This is a genomic window from Photobacterium damselae (assembly GCF_003026815.1).
Lineage (GTDB): Bacteria > Pseudomonadota > Gammaproteobacteria > Enterobacterales > Vibrionaceae > Photobacterium > Photobacterium damselae.
In genome coordinates this window covers 214,803-232,366 of sequence record NZ_PYOG01000003.1, presented here as the reverse complement: position 1 = coordinate 232,366, position 17,564 = coordinate 214,803, and the positions used below count along the sequence as shown (strand labels likewise).

General features: G+C 41.3%; 3 protein-coding genes. All 3 read left to right on the top strand.

Annotated elements, in window-relative coordinates:
- Nucleotides 1–10: 10 nt before the first annotated feature.
- Nucleotides 11–2,833 carry a DUF4347 domain-containing protein gene (locus CTN07_RS05345; protein WP_170107342.1) on the top strand — a complete coding sequence of 941 codons (2,823 nt, stop codon included), beginning with the start codon at nt 11–13 and terminating at the stop codon, nt 2,831–2,833.
- 48 nt (nt 2,834–2,881) lie between these two features.
- Complete coding sequence (locus CTN07_RS05340; RefSeq protein ID WP_005304347.1) at nt 2,882–8,845, top strand: GEVED domain-containing protein; 5,964 nt, start codon at nt 2,882–2,884, stop codon at nt 8,843–8,845.
- A gap of 226 nt (nt 8,846–9,071) precedes the next feature.
- Nucleotides 9,072–17,498, top strand: a complete 8,427-nt coding sequence (locus CTN07_RS05335; RefSeq protein WP_005304350.1) for a GEVED domain-containing protein — start codon at nt 9,072–9,074, stop codon at nt 17,496–17,498.
- Nucleotides 17,499–17,564 lie beyond the last annotated feature (66 nt).

Genomic DNA, 17,564 nt, shown 5'->3' with positions numbered 1-17,564 from the left:
AAGAGTTATTGTGGTTGATCAGCAATTAATGTCTGATGAATTTTTTCATAATGAATTAAATGTCCATTACTCTATCTCAAGTATTTCTGATTTTATTATTTATCTAAATACACATTCAAAATTCGATTCAGTTGATTATTTTTCCCATGGCCGTTCTGGTGAAATTCGTTTTGGTCGAGACACCATCACGTTAAATAATATCTATTCTTACCAGACTGAGATACAGCAGTTAGGCAAAGTGTTAGGTGTCGATAGTACATTGAATCTTCTAGCTTGTGATTTAGGTAAAACGGAAGATGGTAAAAAATTGCTGGCTATATTTGCACAATTAGCCGGGATAACGGTATATGCCTCTGATGATAAGACTGGTAGCTTAGAACTCAATGGTGATTGGGATCTTGAACTGGTCTATGGTGAGCCGGATGAAAAATTTATACCGCTAGATCTATATGTTGATTATTCCGGAATTCTTGCTGATACCGATGGTGATGGAGTTGATGATGCAATTGATATTGATGATGACAATGACGGTATATTAGATACTGATGAAATAGTGTGTGAGGTTGATGTACCTCTTGATTTATCCGGTATTACAGCAGGCTCGCCAGATGAATCAAATACGCCGCTGTTAACAACAATGTTTGATGGTGTCTTAAGTGGTACAAGTACAGGTTCACCAGCAGGAACAAATACAGGCCAAATAAGACTATCCGTAGCTGGCGGGGTTGGTGAACAGATGGTTTATACCATTACTTTTGCTGATCCAGTGAAGCTAATTTTATCTCAATCGGATAGCTTTTCTTGGTTTGATAGTTCAGATGAGTGGTCGGTTAGTGTTACTGGTGCAATTTTGTCGGTTTATAATCCAGCTATTACCCATGCCCGATTAGGTGGGACTTCACCAGAATTACAAAACATTGTTGGTGATAATACAAGCTCTGTTAGTTTCCAACCTTTAGCTACAGGCGGACACATTCCTGCGGTTGATTCTCAATGGTCTATTACGTCTAGTGATTTTGTTTCTAGTGTGACATTAACCTATTCAAATTCAACCGCACCAACAAACAGCTCTCCGATCAAATTACGTACAACTTGTGTATCTGATGATGTTGATAATGACGGCATTTATAATCATATCGATTTGGACGCTGATGGCGATGGTATCCCTGATAATATTGAAGCTCAAACTACGATAGGTTATGTGGCCTCTAATACGGATAGTATTGCAACTTATACTGCAAATAATGGTATTAACAGTGCCTATCTTGGTGGCTTAACGCCTGTAAATACTGATGGTACGGATGAACCAGATTTTAGAGACTTAAATTCAGATAACCAAGGGGCTAATGATACTACCGAAGCTGGATTAACGTTATTGGGTCTTGTTGGCGTCAATGGTTTGCATGGCAATTTAGAATCATCCGATGATTATTTAGATGCCAATGGTATTTTCGATAACACGCAAACCGATAATTTCCCGGATCCAGACAATGATGTAACAGGTTATGGTGATATTGAATTTCGTGATGTTGTTGTCAGTTGTGATATTTCAGGATTAGCAGGAGCAACAACAAAAACTGCTACCGAATTCGTCACTATCAGTGGCACACCACTTCGTATTGATCATATTGCATCTGGCGGTAATGGAGTCGGTTATAACGGGGGACGGCAATCATATCAATATACGTCGTATTCATGTGGTGGAACATTTCCTTTTATGCATGTTAATGACGGTAGTAATGGAGAATATTGTAATTATAAAGACTACCTAGTTAGTAATGTAACGGGTAGTGGTTCAACGGTAGATCCTTATGTTATATGGTCATCACGCTATTGGGATCGTGATGGTAATAACTTGTTTGATAATAGCGACATTCGGATTGTGACGAAAATTACTTACACTAATGGCGATGAGTTTTTCGATCAACAATATTGTGTCGACTCAGCAGATGGTTTGAATAGCTCTAGTATTGGTTTAGCGCAAGGATTTGATACCTATTTAAATGGGGGTGATCAAGGCGCGGCATTTACGATTCCTTATAACACAGCTAACTATCAACCAGCTTCTCCACCTTATTCATTGGTAGGGGTAACTAAAAATTACACAATTAATGACCAGTTTATGGGATACCTTGAGCTTGATAGATCTTGGGACCGTTATTTTTCTGGACAATATTCCACCATGATAGGAACGAATTTAAATAGTTCTCCCTTTTTACTGGACAATACACTTGATACCAATACTGGAACCGATAATGGTATCGGTGTGCAATGGGGACTTGGCGTAATTAATGATGCTTCGATTCATTCTGTTCGTTTATTATTTAGTTCATTAGGTGGAGCAATTTTTCAGGCCAATGATTATGACCTAGGTGATGCTCCTGATACTTCAACAGGTACGGCTTCTGGCGATTATCAAACGCTTTATGATAATGGTGGAGCCGGACATGCATTTAATGATACTGATGGGGATAGCCAAAATGATATTGTCTTAGGTCTCTTATGGGATAATGATGACGGCAATTTACATAATATTGCGGCAACGGCTGATGACCTAGATAGTTCTGATGATGAGGATGGCGTAATATGGACGGATAGCTTCATACGTGGAGGATCTGCCGATACCTCAATTACGATAACTAAAGATCCTGAATCAACGCTGGTTGGCTTAAGGTTATATGCATGGGCTGATTGGAACCAAGATGGCGATTGGGACGATGCCAACGAACAAGCAATCATTGATACATCCGCTAATACGGGAACACAAAATTATACAATTACTATTCCGGCAGCAGCATCTTTAGGCAATACTTATTTAAGGGTTCGAGTCTGATCTGATATTGATTGTAACACTCCATTAGATTTAGTTGATGATGGAGAAGTGGAAGATTATTTAATTACAGTTGTTGCTGCTCAAATATCAGGCTTTGTCTTTAATGATGATGGTAGCGGCGGTGGGGCGGCAACTAACGGGATTAAAGATGGCTCAGAAACAGGTCTTGGTGTAGCAGTTCCTATTGTAGCTTACAACACAATAACAGGGCTGTGTTATGCGGCTATATCTGATGCGACAACAGGAGCTTATACGATTACAGCAGGTATTGCTGGTACTTATAAAGTCTATGAAGCCGTAAATGAAACTAATATAGCCTCACCAACCTGTCCACCAACGGCTCCAACATTAGATACGAATACGGGCAGTTATGTCGGAGGAACGATAGGTGATCCCTCAACTTTCCAATCCAGTAGTGCAAATATTGTCACCGTTAGCGCAGGAGTAGTCACAAACGTTAATTTTGGTGACTTTGCAGTAAGTTCGTTTGATATCTGTTCGTCAGCGGCATATTTAACTCAAAGTAGTGGTGGTGTTACTCAGCTTAATGCAGTGAATTTAGCGACAGGAAGTATTGATCTGTTAACTTCTCCTGTTACAGCCGGTAGTGCTGTTGGGTACTCAATGGTGACCAATACATTAGCAGGAATGCAAGGGACAAGTACGCTTAATTTATTTGATAGTGCTTATAACACTTACTCATTATCTATAACTAACTCAACCATGCCAAGCGGTTCTAATAATGGTGATATCGATGATAATGGGATTTTGTATGCTCATAATGGTGGCACCTTCTATCTATTTGATACTAACCCCAATAGTGAGACCTATTTAACTCAAGTGGGTACACTACCTACCACAAGTTTGAATTACGCTGATATCGCTTTTAATCCAATTGATGGTTTTATTTATTCTGTACCAAGCGATGGTTCTAGAATTCTATATCGCTTTAACCCGACAACAGGGGTTAGGACATCTTTAGGTCTTTTATCAGGTATCGCCACGGGTCCTTATGGAGCGATGTACTTTGATGACCAAGGGTATATGTATATCTCTGAAAATCCATCCCCAGGCCGAATCTACCGTATCGATGTATTAGATGGCTCAAAACCTGCTGGCAGCTATACCGCGACACTGTTCTCTCAAACCAATGCTTCTGCTGCAGGCAATGATGGTGCCCGTTGTCGATATGCACCAGTACCACTAGATTGGGCCGATGCGCCAACTGTTGATGGTTATGCGACTGAATTAACAGCAGATGGACCTCGTCACCAAACAGATGTTGGTTTGCCATATTTAGGGGGCAATACGGCAGATAATGAAAATGATGGTCAACCAACTGCTACTGCTAATGGTGACGATACCAATGGTGTAACCCCTGATGATGAAGATGGCTTTACTCAGCCATTCATTCCAACCATTCTTGTGGCTGGAGATACACTCTCTTTGACTGTTCCTGTGGTGACATCGGGTAGTGACAATTTATATGGTTGGATTGATTTTGATTTGGATGGTGTTTTCGATAACGATGAAACAGCAACTGTTACAGTTAATGCATCAGGTAATAGCACCTTAAATTTTACGGTTCCTGCCGATGTTCAAATTATGGATACATTTGCTCGCTTACGTATCTGTTCTAGTGGAGAAGTGTGTGCTCAACCAACAGGTAGTGCGGGGGATGGTGAAGTAGAAGATCACCTTATTTCTCTTAAACCACCCGGCGATTTAGCCTTAATGTTAGCCCTTGACCCTAGTGCGAATGTCACTTTAGGTATTCCTTTTAATGTGGTGGTCAGTGTCGAAAATATGGGAGCAACAGTAGCACTTAATACCAAAGTAACCTTGCCGATCCCTGCTGGATACAGTTTTGTGAAAGCTTACGCAGGAGATGGGGTCACTGAAATTACCACCTATGATCCCGTTACGGGCGAGTTGGATTTAGGCGCAGTTGGCCTTGGCTTTAATGATTATGCGGTGATCCGATTGGCGCCTCAATCTCTTACTGCGCCAGCGATTAGCGCAGAGATTATAGAGACCAGCATCAATGATATTGATTCTACCCCTAATAATGGGTTTGGTAATGGTGAAGATGACACCGATACCGTTACGCCAATTATCTCCAATACGGTACAGCCTGGAACCTGTGATGCACCGCGTGCCTTTGCAGCGGGAAATGCCTACCTTGATACCAATGGTGAGTATGTTGTAACCCCTAATGCAACCAATCAATACGGTTTCTTATGGAGTTACGGTTTTATCGATTTAAATCAACCGTTTTACATTGAGCTTGCAGTGTATCTAGGTGATCGCAGTGCTAATGTTGTGCCTCCTTTTAATATTGAAGCTGGTGGTGACGGTATGACCTTTGTGTTATCTAACGACCCGCGCGGATTGAACGCACAAGGTGGCTTAGGGGGTTATTTAGGCGTTGATGGGATCGGTAATGCCAATATCTTTGGTTCAACCGAAACGCGAATTGCCCCTTCTATGGTGGTGGAATTTGATACCTTCGATAATACCTATATCGGGGCTACCGATGATTTAGATGATGGCCTTGGCAAATTGGATCATACTGCGGTGTATCTACATGGTGATGTTTATACGCCAAGTGCAGGTAACACCTTGATTGCCGCAAATCCAGTGAATGGGGGTGAGTTAGAAGATGGGCGCTATCACATTACTCAGTTTGAGTGGGACCCAAGTACTAACACCATGATGTATTACATGGATGGGGTCTTAGTTGGCTCTTTTACTCGTGATTTAATTGCAGATTTAGGTGGGAATTTAGTTCGGTTTGGCTTTACGGGCAGTACGGGAGATGCGTACAACTTACAAAAAGGGTGTTTCACTGCCGCTCCGAATGTACTGGGTACTGATTTAGGTGATGCACCGGATACCACTGTTGGTACTGGCATTAATAACTACACCACCACATATGAAAATGATGGTGCAATGCATGTGCAGGCCGATACTGATGATAATGGCTTTATCGATTTGCGAATGGGTAATTTGTGGGATGCCGATTTAGGCAACTTACAAGATATTGGTGCCATTGCGGATGATAATAACAATTTTGATGATGAAGACGGTGTGACACTTGTACAGTCTGCGACCAAAGGGGAAAACTTTGATATTACAGTCAACGTGGTTGAAGACAGTGACAGAGCAAGTACCGGACAACGTCTCTATGCGTGGTTAGATTTTAACCTCGACGGTGATTGGGATGATGCGGGAGAGCAGATCGTAGCCGATACCTCTGCCGCTATTGGTAATAACAGTTACAGTGTCCCGATCCCTGCCGGGGCCGTCGTAGGTTACAGCTACTTGCGGGTTCGTCTGTGTAGTGATGTGGGGTGTGATAGCCCAATTGGGTTGGCCAATGATGGAGAAGTGGAAGATTATCGAGTACTTATCTCAGATCTTGTCGGTAATAATCAGTGTGATTTGATCATGCAAACTCGCCTTCCCGTTTCTGCCACTGACTATACCTATACTTCACTGGATGTGCCGAGTAATCCAATTACCTTTACTGATATCGTGAATCCAATCACTATTGTGAATCAAAGTAATATCGCCAATATTAATGCATTGGGCTTTAACCGTATCAGTGGGTTGATTTACGGTACTTTTACCGATATGTCACAAGCCGATCGCATTCATCACTTGTTTGTGACTGATAAAACGGGGACCAGTTTTATCGATTTGGGGGAGATCCGCGCGGAATCTACCACCACTATTCGTCGTCTGCAAGATGGGGAAAGTTTTGATTTTGCAGCCGGAGATTCATTACGTCATACCGGATACAGCTCAACGTCAACCGTTTTAAGCTCCCCAACTGCGGGGGATGTTACCGCTGATGGTAACCATTTAATTGTGTGGCGTACTTCTTGGGATTCCCTAGTTAAAATTGATCTCAATACTCAAACTTTCACGACCGTACCTTTAGATATTGCAACCATGGGGGGATCTTATGGTGGTGGCTCTATTGAAGTGGGCGCAGATTTAGCCATCAGTAGTCAGTCGGGATTGGGTTATTTGGTCGATCTCAATGGCGATAATCTTTATACCGTGAATCTATCGACGGGGGCTGTTACAGCACAAGCGTTGGCGTATTTTGGTGCAGAGCCGACGTTAGACACTAATGGCAAATTGCAAGCTGGTGCGTTAGTGATGGATAACGCGGTGAGTCTCTACGCCTTAACTAATGGTGGTAATCACGATACTGATAATAACGGTGTGATTGATCTTAATGAGCGGGCGGTGGTCTATCGTATCAATGTGATGACACAAGAGGTTGAGTATGTGACGGCTTCAGATCAAGGCAGTTTACAAGGTAATGATGGAGCAGGTTGTTATGATTCGACAGATTATGGGGATGCAGCAGCCAGTTATGGCCAAGCTAGCCATGCCTATTTTGATGTGGCTGTTGATGGTACGGCCGACTTATATCTTGGTGCTCGTTGGGATCCTGAGTTTGGTCCATGGCTCAGCGTTGATGCTTCAGGCGATGATAATTACGGGCAAGATGATGAAGATTTAGTGATCCCGACTCAAATTATTGTTGAGACCAGCACCACGCTACCAATTCAAGTTGTCGGTGATGGTTTTGTCAGTATCTGGGTTGATCTAAATAATGATGGTGATTTTGCCGATAGCAATGAGCAGTTAATTAACGATCAAGCGGTCACAACGGGCAACAACAGTATTTCGGTCATATTAGATGCCGCCAGTGCCGAAGGGTTTAATGGCAATACTGTGATGCGAGTACGTCTGTGCTCTAGTGCTAACAGCTGTAATACCTTTGATGGTGCTGCAAATGATGGTGAAGTGGAAGATCACTGGTTTGAACTGCTGAATCGAATTGTACTCAGTGGCGTCGTGTTTGAAGACAATGGCGTTGGAGGGGCAACAGCTGCGCATGATGGGTTACAAGAGGGCTCAGAAGTAGGTTTGGGTAACTTTACGGTAACGGTAACCTTTAATGATACTGGAGTGACAGGCTTTACACCCGGTGATGTTATAGCCACAGACCTTACCTCCGGCGATGGCTCTTACCAATTTGTGATAGGGGTGGATTTCTCAGGTAAAGATCTGCTGTTAGACGTAGTCAAGCAAGCAGATTGGATCGACATCAGTGAGGCCGATGTGACGGGCATTACGCAAGTTACCAGTAGCAGTGTGACCGACAGTCAAATGAGCGTGAATGCTAATGCGGGGGATGACATCTCTGGATTAGATTTTGGTAAAGTGCAAGAGCCTCGTATGGAGCCAGATAATTTCAGTGAAGCAGAGCCGGGTAAATCGGTGCTGTTCTCTCATAAATTTACCGCTGCGACAGCAGGGAGTGTGAATTTCTCAATCATTAATACAGAAGTTGAACCTGTTAATGATGGTTGGAATGCGGTGCTCTATCAAGATAATGATTGTAATGGGGTAATAGATGGGGCGGATACTCAAATTGTCAACCCAGTTGCAGTAAGTGGCAATACCGCTGTATGTCTACTTAGCAAAGTATTTGTGCCAGCAGATGCGCCACTTAACGCTTTATATCACTACGATATTGCTGCAGACATGACGTTTGCTGACAGTGCCGCCACTGGCCATGGAGTGACTCGTCAAGTACTTGATAAAGATACGGTTCGAGCGACGTTTAGTGGCGCAGGTGAACTTAAATTAGAGAAAACAGTACGTAATATTACACAGGGTACTGCGGTTGGAGTGAGTAACCAAGGGCGTCCAGGTGATGTGTTGGAATACACGATTACCTTTACCAATGTGGGTAGTGGTGATTTAACCGAAGTGAGTATTTTTGATAGTACGCCAAGTTATACCGAGCTTTCTCAAGCGATTGATTGTACCTCAGGCTCTGTACCCACTTCACTGATCTGTATTCCTGTGACCGCTAACGGTACAAACACGGTAGGTTATGAGGGGGAAGTACGTTGGGATATGACTGGTAGTTTATTAGCTGGTGAGCAAGGTACAGTGATTTATCGAGTCGTGATTGACTGATATTAAAAATCATTTTAGCTATATGACAAAAAGCTACCACAAAGATATATGTGGTAGCTTTTTGCGTTTATTGAGAAGGCCTCGGTAATTTTATCTTGAATTCAGCCTATTGAGGTCTTGTTAACATGTTGGAATAAAGATTGCTTTGCTTTCAAAGTAGTCTTTTTTTTGCAACAAGAAAATCATAAAGACTGCTTAGACGAAGTTTCACCTACGAGAGGTTTTTATGGTTATCATCAATCGGTTGACAAAGATCACCTTTCTATTCTTCCTGCTGTTTTCTTCCTTTGTATGGGGTGAAGCCAACATACAAGGCATGACCATTAGTGCGAATCAATGCGGTCAGCAGATGACGGGAAGTATCTGGGTTGTTGATTGGTCTGATGGTAACGGAAATGTTGATAAAGACTTTGATTTTAATCTTAATTTACCGCCAGGTGTATCTTTAACAAACGTTGTTGGCGATGTGTGTGGCAGTTGCGGATTCCAATCTTTAAACTGGTCAGGAAATCGAATTTGGGGACGTATTCAGTCTGGACATATAAACGCTGGAATGAATATTTGGTTATCGGGACCAACTCAAACCATTGTGAATTATACTATCAGTGCCTATAACATTGGCGGTAATACCTCATCTAATACGATTTCTGTTTATTGTGACGACCATGGTGATGCGCCGAGTAGTTATGGCTTAGCTGGGCATACTTATACTAGTACGACAAAAACAATGCGTATTGGTAATGTTGATATTGATTATGAAAACAGTAACTTAAGTAATAGTACCGCAACCGGTGACGATAATTCGGGTACTAATGATGAGGGGACTGGTGTTGTCATTACGCCTTGGGAATTAGGGGCAACGTGTTCTGGGCTAGTTCAAGATACAACGACAGGTATTGTGGCGTTATCTACGATCACAATGGATGAAAATACCTATTGTATTGAAGTCCCTGCTCGCAATGTTTCTGGTTCAGGAGCTATGTTAGCTGGATGGTTGGATTGGAATAATAACGGTGTTTTTGATAATCCGACTGAGCGATCTCAACTTATGCCTGGAATGGCTAATGTTCCTTCTGGTACGAATGGTGATGTCTATGTTATTTGGTGGGATAACATTATAGCAACAGAGATTAATACTTTTATTCGTCTTCGTATTACTAATCAGTCCTCTTTTATTACCAATCCATTTCCAACAGGGAGTGTGAGTTGGGGCGAAGTTGAAGATCATTTTATTGAGTTTGCCGACTTTGGTGATGCTCCTGATCCATCATCAGGAACCAGCCTTAATAATTATAATACCCGAGAAAATGATAATGGGGCCAAGCATTTAGATCCTTTCATAGACATTGTTTTCTTGGGATCACAGCAACCTGATTATGATTCTGGCTTATTGCAAAATGCAAATGCAGATGCAGATGAGCTAGATAATATGGCAGATGAAGATGGGCTTTCTTCTGATCCTTGGACTGTTGTTGGTGCAACGAATTATGACTTAGCTGTACTTTGTAACGATTTTGATAGCTCAAGTGGGGGGGATTTAGGTGCGACGGTTTATGGCTGGATTGACTTTGATCAGGATGGAATATTTGAAACCAATGCTCAAGCTGACTGTATTGATACCAACGATGGAAGCGGATCCTTAAATGATGGTATAGCTAACCTGACCTTCAGTGGTTTTATTACGCCGACAACGACTTCTACAACGTATTTACGTTTACGAACTTGTTCTACTGGAGATTGTGCAACGCCAACAGGTACGGCAAGTGATGGCGAAGTTGAAGATTATCTATTTGATATCCGTCAAATTGACTTTGGTGACGCTCCTGATGACGGTTCAGACAATACTTACCATACTTTACTATCCTCTGATGGCGCATCTCATAGTAATGCTTCTACTCCAAGTATTTATCTTGGATCGATTGCTCCTGATAGTGACTTAGGTTTGAATCAGAGCGTTACTGCAGACTTAGACGATACAACAGATACCTCAATATTATCAGTAGGCAATGATGAAGATGCTGTTGCTGGTGTTGTTTTTGATTCGGCAAAAAATATTTTTACCCTAACGATTCCTTGTAATGATAACGATACTGGGGTTGATCTTGGTGCTACTGTTTATGGCTGGATTGATTTTAACCAAAATAACCGGTTTGAAGAGTCTGAATTTACCTCAAGAGAATGCATTGATACCGATCCGAGTAATCCGGGTTCAGCTCTGTTGCGCTGGATTGATATTGATAATGTGCAAGAGGGAACAACGTATTTACGATTAAGAATTACCGATAGTGTTCTGCCTTTTGATGATATTGCAACAAATTGGGATGAGCGAAGTGCAGGCTCAGTAGTAAATGGTGAAATTGAAGATCACGTCATTACATTTAGTCAAGAAAGTGATTTTGGTGATGCTCCTGATTCTTATCAAACTCTGGCAAGCAGTGGCGGGGCTGAGCACGGTTTGGGCGGGAACCGTTACACAATATATCTTGGTAATACGGCTCCTGATGCTGATAGTGATGGTTTTTCTGATGGTATAGAAGATTTTCCCAATACGGCGCTTGATGATGATAGTAATGATACATCAGGTATTGCGAGTGGTAATGATGAAGATGCTGTTACAGGCATGGAAGGACTTTTTCTTGACAGTACGACTTACCAAATTAATGCTATCTGTAACGATCATAATGGTACAACAGATCTAGCGGCAACCGTTTATGGTTGGGTTGATTTTAATGCTGACGGAGATTTTTCTGATAGCGGTGAGTTTGCACAGATCAGTTGTAATGATATAGACAGCAATAGTGACGGCTCTGCTTTATTAGCATTTTCCGGCTTTACGGTATCGGCCACACCAACCACTTCTTTTGCTCGATTAAGAATTACAACCGATAGTTTAACCGCCAATGATTATGCTGGAGTTGCCAGTGATGGTGAAGTGGAAGATTTCACCGTTATTATTGGTCGTCGTATTAGTGGTAAGGTTTTTAATGATTTAGGTACTGATACCAGTTTTTCAACGGCTTATCCTTTTTATAATGGCTCACTTGATATTGGTGAGGTTGGAATCGCTGGAGTGGTCATAACACTATTTGATCAAACATCTGGTACTTGTCAATCGACCCTGACAGACAGTAATGGTGATTACTCTTTGGCTGCACTTGATGGCCATAGCTACCAACTGTTTGAAACCGCAAATGAAACATTACCCGCACCCTCAATATGTCCTCCTCAAGTTGGTGCCGTAAATACTGATGGCTTACTGATCAATAATACTATTGCAGATCCTGATGGCTATGGCTCGAGTTCAGCCAATATCATTTCGTTAGGCGTTATTACAGGTGACAGCAGCAATAATAACTTTGCCGACTTTTTAGCGCCTGAGTTTGCTTCTTGTGATGCTGATGGCTATTTAACATTAAGAACCCCAGCAGATCTATTTGCGGTGGATTTATTTTCTGGTGCAACAGAAGAACTCGCCCCTGACACCACCGCTGACTATAACAATAATGGTTTACAAGTTGGTTATGCCATGCAAACCAATCATATTATTGGTGATATAAGTGGCACAAACCTGCGAGTGATCGCTTTAGTTGACGGTGATTACAATGTCCATTTATTACCGATTACTTTAACTGGATCCAATATCAACATTAATTTTAATAATGCCACCATTTCTGATGACGGTATTTTATATATGACAGGGGGGGGGACTGGTTATATTTTGATGGTTGATGTCAATCCGGCTAATGAAACATATTTACAAGAAATTGGTCGTCCTTCTATTTCCGCATTTTCTACCGCTGATTTTGCAATCAATCCAGTTGATGGAAAAATCTATGGTTTGAGAGCAAATGGCGTTATCGCAATTTACGATCCTGTGACTCAGACTCGTGATAATAGTAAATCCGTTACGCAAGTTATAGAAAATGGCACAACACGTACTTATAGCGGGAGCCATTTCTCATCCAGTTATGGTGCGATCTATTTTGATCAAGCGGGCAATATGTATGCAGTCAATAATGGTAATTACTCGCCCCCAACACCAAGTATTGCTGCGCCAGTACTACAAATTCCGATAGGTAATGGGGCATCTGCAAATTATACCGCAACGATAGTATCCAATTTAGGCTTTACTATGTCGACCAATGATGGTGCACGTTGTCGCTACGCTCCTTTAGGCCTCGATTTTGGTGATGCTCCAGATAGTTTTATTACCTCTTATGCTGATGTGGGTCCTCATCATATTACTCGCGGCAATTCTATCTGGTTAGGTATTGAAAATACTGATAATGATGTCGATGGATACGGCTCAACAGATGCAGATAGTGATGATTTGTCAGGTACAACACCTGATGATGAAGATGCTTTTGGTAATCAAGTACGAGTTTTTATTAACAGTGGGGCTGGCAGCTTAGATGTGCCATTTACCAATAACTCAGCTAAAGCCGCGACAGTGTATGTTTGGGTTGACTTCGATCAAAATGGAACCTTTGAAGCAGTAGAACGTGCGTCTGGTGCAATTTTAGCATCGCAGACTGTTGGAACGGTTACCGTTACTTGGTCTGGATTGGCATCAGTTGTAACAGGGGATACTTATATTCGTCTAAGAATCTGTACTGACGATGCCGCTTCAGGTTGTAGCTCTCCAACGGGTCTTGCAAGTAACGGTGAAATAGAAGATCACACAGCAAAAGTCATTGAAGGTGTATTTCCAGATACGACCTGTGATGGCATTTATCAAACGAGTTCAACAACTGGGACAAATTATCAGTTCGATCGTATAGATCTTTCTACCGTCCCTTTTAGTCCCGTAAGTGTATTCACCAATCAAGCGGGGTACGATTCGCTAAATGGTATTGCTTTTGATTTGGCCGGTGGAGCATTTTATGGTGCCTTTTTTGATGGTAGTAACACCTTACATATCGCTTTGTTTGATAAGCAGGGCAATATTGTTGATTTAGGTATGCCAACGGCGGCAGAAAATTTCAATATTGTTGATGTACGGACTGGTGTAATAACGTCTATTACGTCGGGGGATCCCATCATAGTGAGTAGTGATATTGTTGGTGATCAGGGTGCTATTAGTGATGATGGCCAATATCTGTATTTGGGTCATCCAAATAGCGGTCAAATATTACAGGTAGACTTAAATAGCTTTACGGTACAGGCCATCAATATTCTTTTACCTGATCTTGGTATGACTGTTGGTGGAGGAATTTCATTACCATTTGATGGTGATTGGGTTTATGACTCTCAATCGCAAGAATTATGTTCGGCTGAAATATCTACTCAGACGCTTTATTCCGTCAACCCGCAAACTGGTGCTATCAGTGCAATGGCTCTCAATTTTGACTCTACGCCACCAATAGCAAGCTCATATGGCATGGTAAAGGGCGAAGATGGCCATTTATACGTGGTCATTGATGGAGATTATGATAGTGATGGAAATGGCTCTTTAGATAGTACAGGTCAAGCACTCTATCAAATTAACACTAAATCAAAACAAGCGATTTTTATTGAGTCTATATCCAGTATAACAAGCACGTATGCTGATGCTGCTGGTTGTATTACAACTGCTACTGATTATAGTGATGCGGCAAGTAGTTATGGTGTTGCCAGTCATTTATATACAGACAGCAATAACAACGGAATAACGGATTTTTATCTAGGCAATTTGTGGGATAGTGAGTTTATTGCTCATCAAAGTGTGACGGCTCGCGACGATAATCTACATTCATTAATTGATGAAGATGGCGTTATTTTCCCAGCGGTTATGACATCAGGTAATAATGAGATTACTGTTATTACCAATCAAGCAGGAGTGATTAACTTGTGGCTGGATTATCAAAAAGGTGGGTCATTTGAATCATCAGAGCAGTTATTAATTAATTACCCTGTCACTTCTGGCTCGCAAACGCTTTCCATTTTATTAGATTCTGCTGCAATGGGGTCCTATAGTGGAGCCACAATAGCTCGAGTAAGATTTTGTTCTACCGTGAATCTTTGTGACAAAGCTAACGATGTTGAACAAGGTCAACAAGCTGGCGATGGAGAGGTTGAAGATTATCAAGTATGGACATCTACCAACACTCTAGTATCTGAAACCTGTGATAGCGCGATTTTATCCCATGGAGCATCGGGAGTGTTCACATTAGAAGCACTCGATCCTACTACAACACCGCCATTTTCAACCAACATATTACAAAACCCAGTCACGATTAATGATCTGACTAATTTTAATAGTCTCAATGCATTGGGTATTCATCCTGAAACCTATTTGATCTACGGCATTGCCATGGATACCTCTACGCCTGAAAGAGATATTCATTTATTAATTACCGATCAAAGTGCTTCAGAGGTGATTGATCTTGGAACTGTAGCATCATCGCAAAATCAAACACTAACCCACAATACTGTCGGTACCGTTAGTTTTTCTAAAGGCCAAATTTTAACGAGAGATGTTGGTGGTCAGATTATTCAATCTGCGGCAAGAGGTGCGGTGGATCCTACCGGAACCTATCTTTATATCCACCATCAAGAATGGCACCAAATGATTCGAATTCATCTTGTTGAAAGAATATTTGATGTGGTTTCTTTTTCTTCTCCTGTTAATGGAATGGGAGGAGATATGGCATTTGCATCAGATGGTTATCTCTATAACCCTGATGTCTCTAATAGTTTAATTTATCAATTGGATGTAACTACAGGGACTATTTCTTCACAGGCTATGGTATGGAATGGCGTGAGTCCGCCTCAAAATGGCGGTGGGTTTGGCGCAGTATTTATGGACAATGGCATTTTTATGTATGCAATCAGTAATACTGGAGATCATGACCTTAATCGGGATGGTAGCATTGATTTCACAGGTTCTGCGATGTATCGAATAAATTTACATAGTGGAGATATTGTACCGATTGGTGCAATGGCGAATGCATATCCTAATAGTTTTGATGCTGCCGGCTGTTTTGAATCGGTTGATCACGGTGATACAAATCTTATAACTGATGGTACAGCACGACATTATTTTTATGATAATAACGGCGATGGCGAAGCTGATTACCGATTAGGTTTGCTTATTGACCCTGAGCTGGCCCAGCCCGATGATCCGAATGCAACAGGGGATGATCTATTAGACATTGATGATGAAGATGGCGTAGTTATGCCCGCATCTATTGTTGTTAATAGTCTGGTAAACGTTGATGTAAATGTTACCAGCCAAGATTTGAGTTCTTTAAAGCTCAATGTGTGGGCTGATTTAAATGGTAATGGCAGTTATCGTGATAGTGGTGAGCAAGTTGTTAATGAATTAGATGTTATAGATGGAACCAATTCTGTTCAACTTCTATTGCCTGCCGCATTTACATCTGGCTATAACGGTAATACAACGATGCGCTTTCGTTTATGTGCTAATGCCGATGAATGTAACCAACCTGATGATACCTCTTTAGGTGAAATTGCCATAAATGGTGAGATAGAAGATTATCAATTTGAGCTTATCAATCAGATTCTCATCAGAGGCATTATTTTTGAAGATAATGCTGCTGGTGGTGGCGTTGCACATGATGGTATTCAGTCAGGAGCAGAAACGGGTTTAAGTGGATTTATTGTACAAGCTATTTATCAAGGAATCACTCAAGGTAGCTATACATCAGGTGATATATTGGCAACAACGAGAAGTCGGGGTGATGGCAGCTATGAATTGCTTCTTCCCGTTGAAGTTGCGAGTCAGCCAGTGTTGCTTAATGTGATACCACAAGCTACGTGGATTGATATTAGTGAAAGCGATGTTAGTGCGATTAGCCAAGTCCAAAGCAGTAATGTCACTGATAATCAGATGGTCATTACTGCTAATGCAGGAGATACAATAGAGTCATTAGATTTCGGTAAAGTACGTTCTCCGAGGTTAGAGGCTGATAATTTCACTGAAATTGAGCCTGGGCAGTTTGTGAACTTCTCACATAAGTTAATAACGTATACCTCAAGTGACGTTTTACTCTCTATTGCTAATATGGTTGCTGATCCTAATATCAGTGAATGGAGTGCTCAAATTTATCAAGATGCAAATTGCAATGGTCGAGTAGATAGTGGTGATAATGCGATTACTTCAGTAATTTCAGCAGTAGGTAGCATAGAAGTCTGTATTTTATCCAAGGTATACGCCCCCATATCAGCGCCTCTGAACGCAATTTTTCATTATAATTTAACCGCATTAGCTACGTTTACTGATCCCGCGATTACCAATCATGGGGTAACAAGGTCATTATCAAACACGGATACGGTTAAAGTTTCCTTCCAAGGCGCTGGTCAATTAAAACTAGAAAAAAAGGTCACAAATATAACTCAGGGAACCGAGAAAGGAGTCAGCAATCAGGGAAGGCCTGGAGATATATTAGAATATGAAATCATTTTTTCTAATGTTGGTACAGGGAATATTACTGATATTTCCATTTCAGATGACACACCCTCATATACAGAATTAGAGTCAGTAGTTGACTGTAATAATGGAGTGATTCCATCTTCGATTTCATTGTGCAATATAGAAACAGAACATGGTGTTAATAATTCTGGATATCAAGGTAATATAAAATGGATATTATCAGGGGTATTAGAACCAAATTCATCAGGTGTTTTAATATATCGAGTAAAAATAATATAAATATTCTCGTTTTTAATTATTGAAACTTTGAATTAATAAACTATATGGATGTTTCTAATTATACCT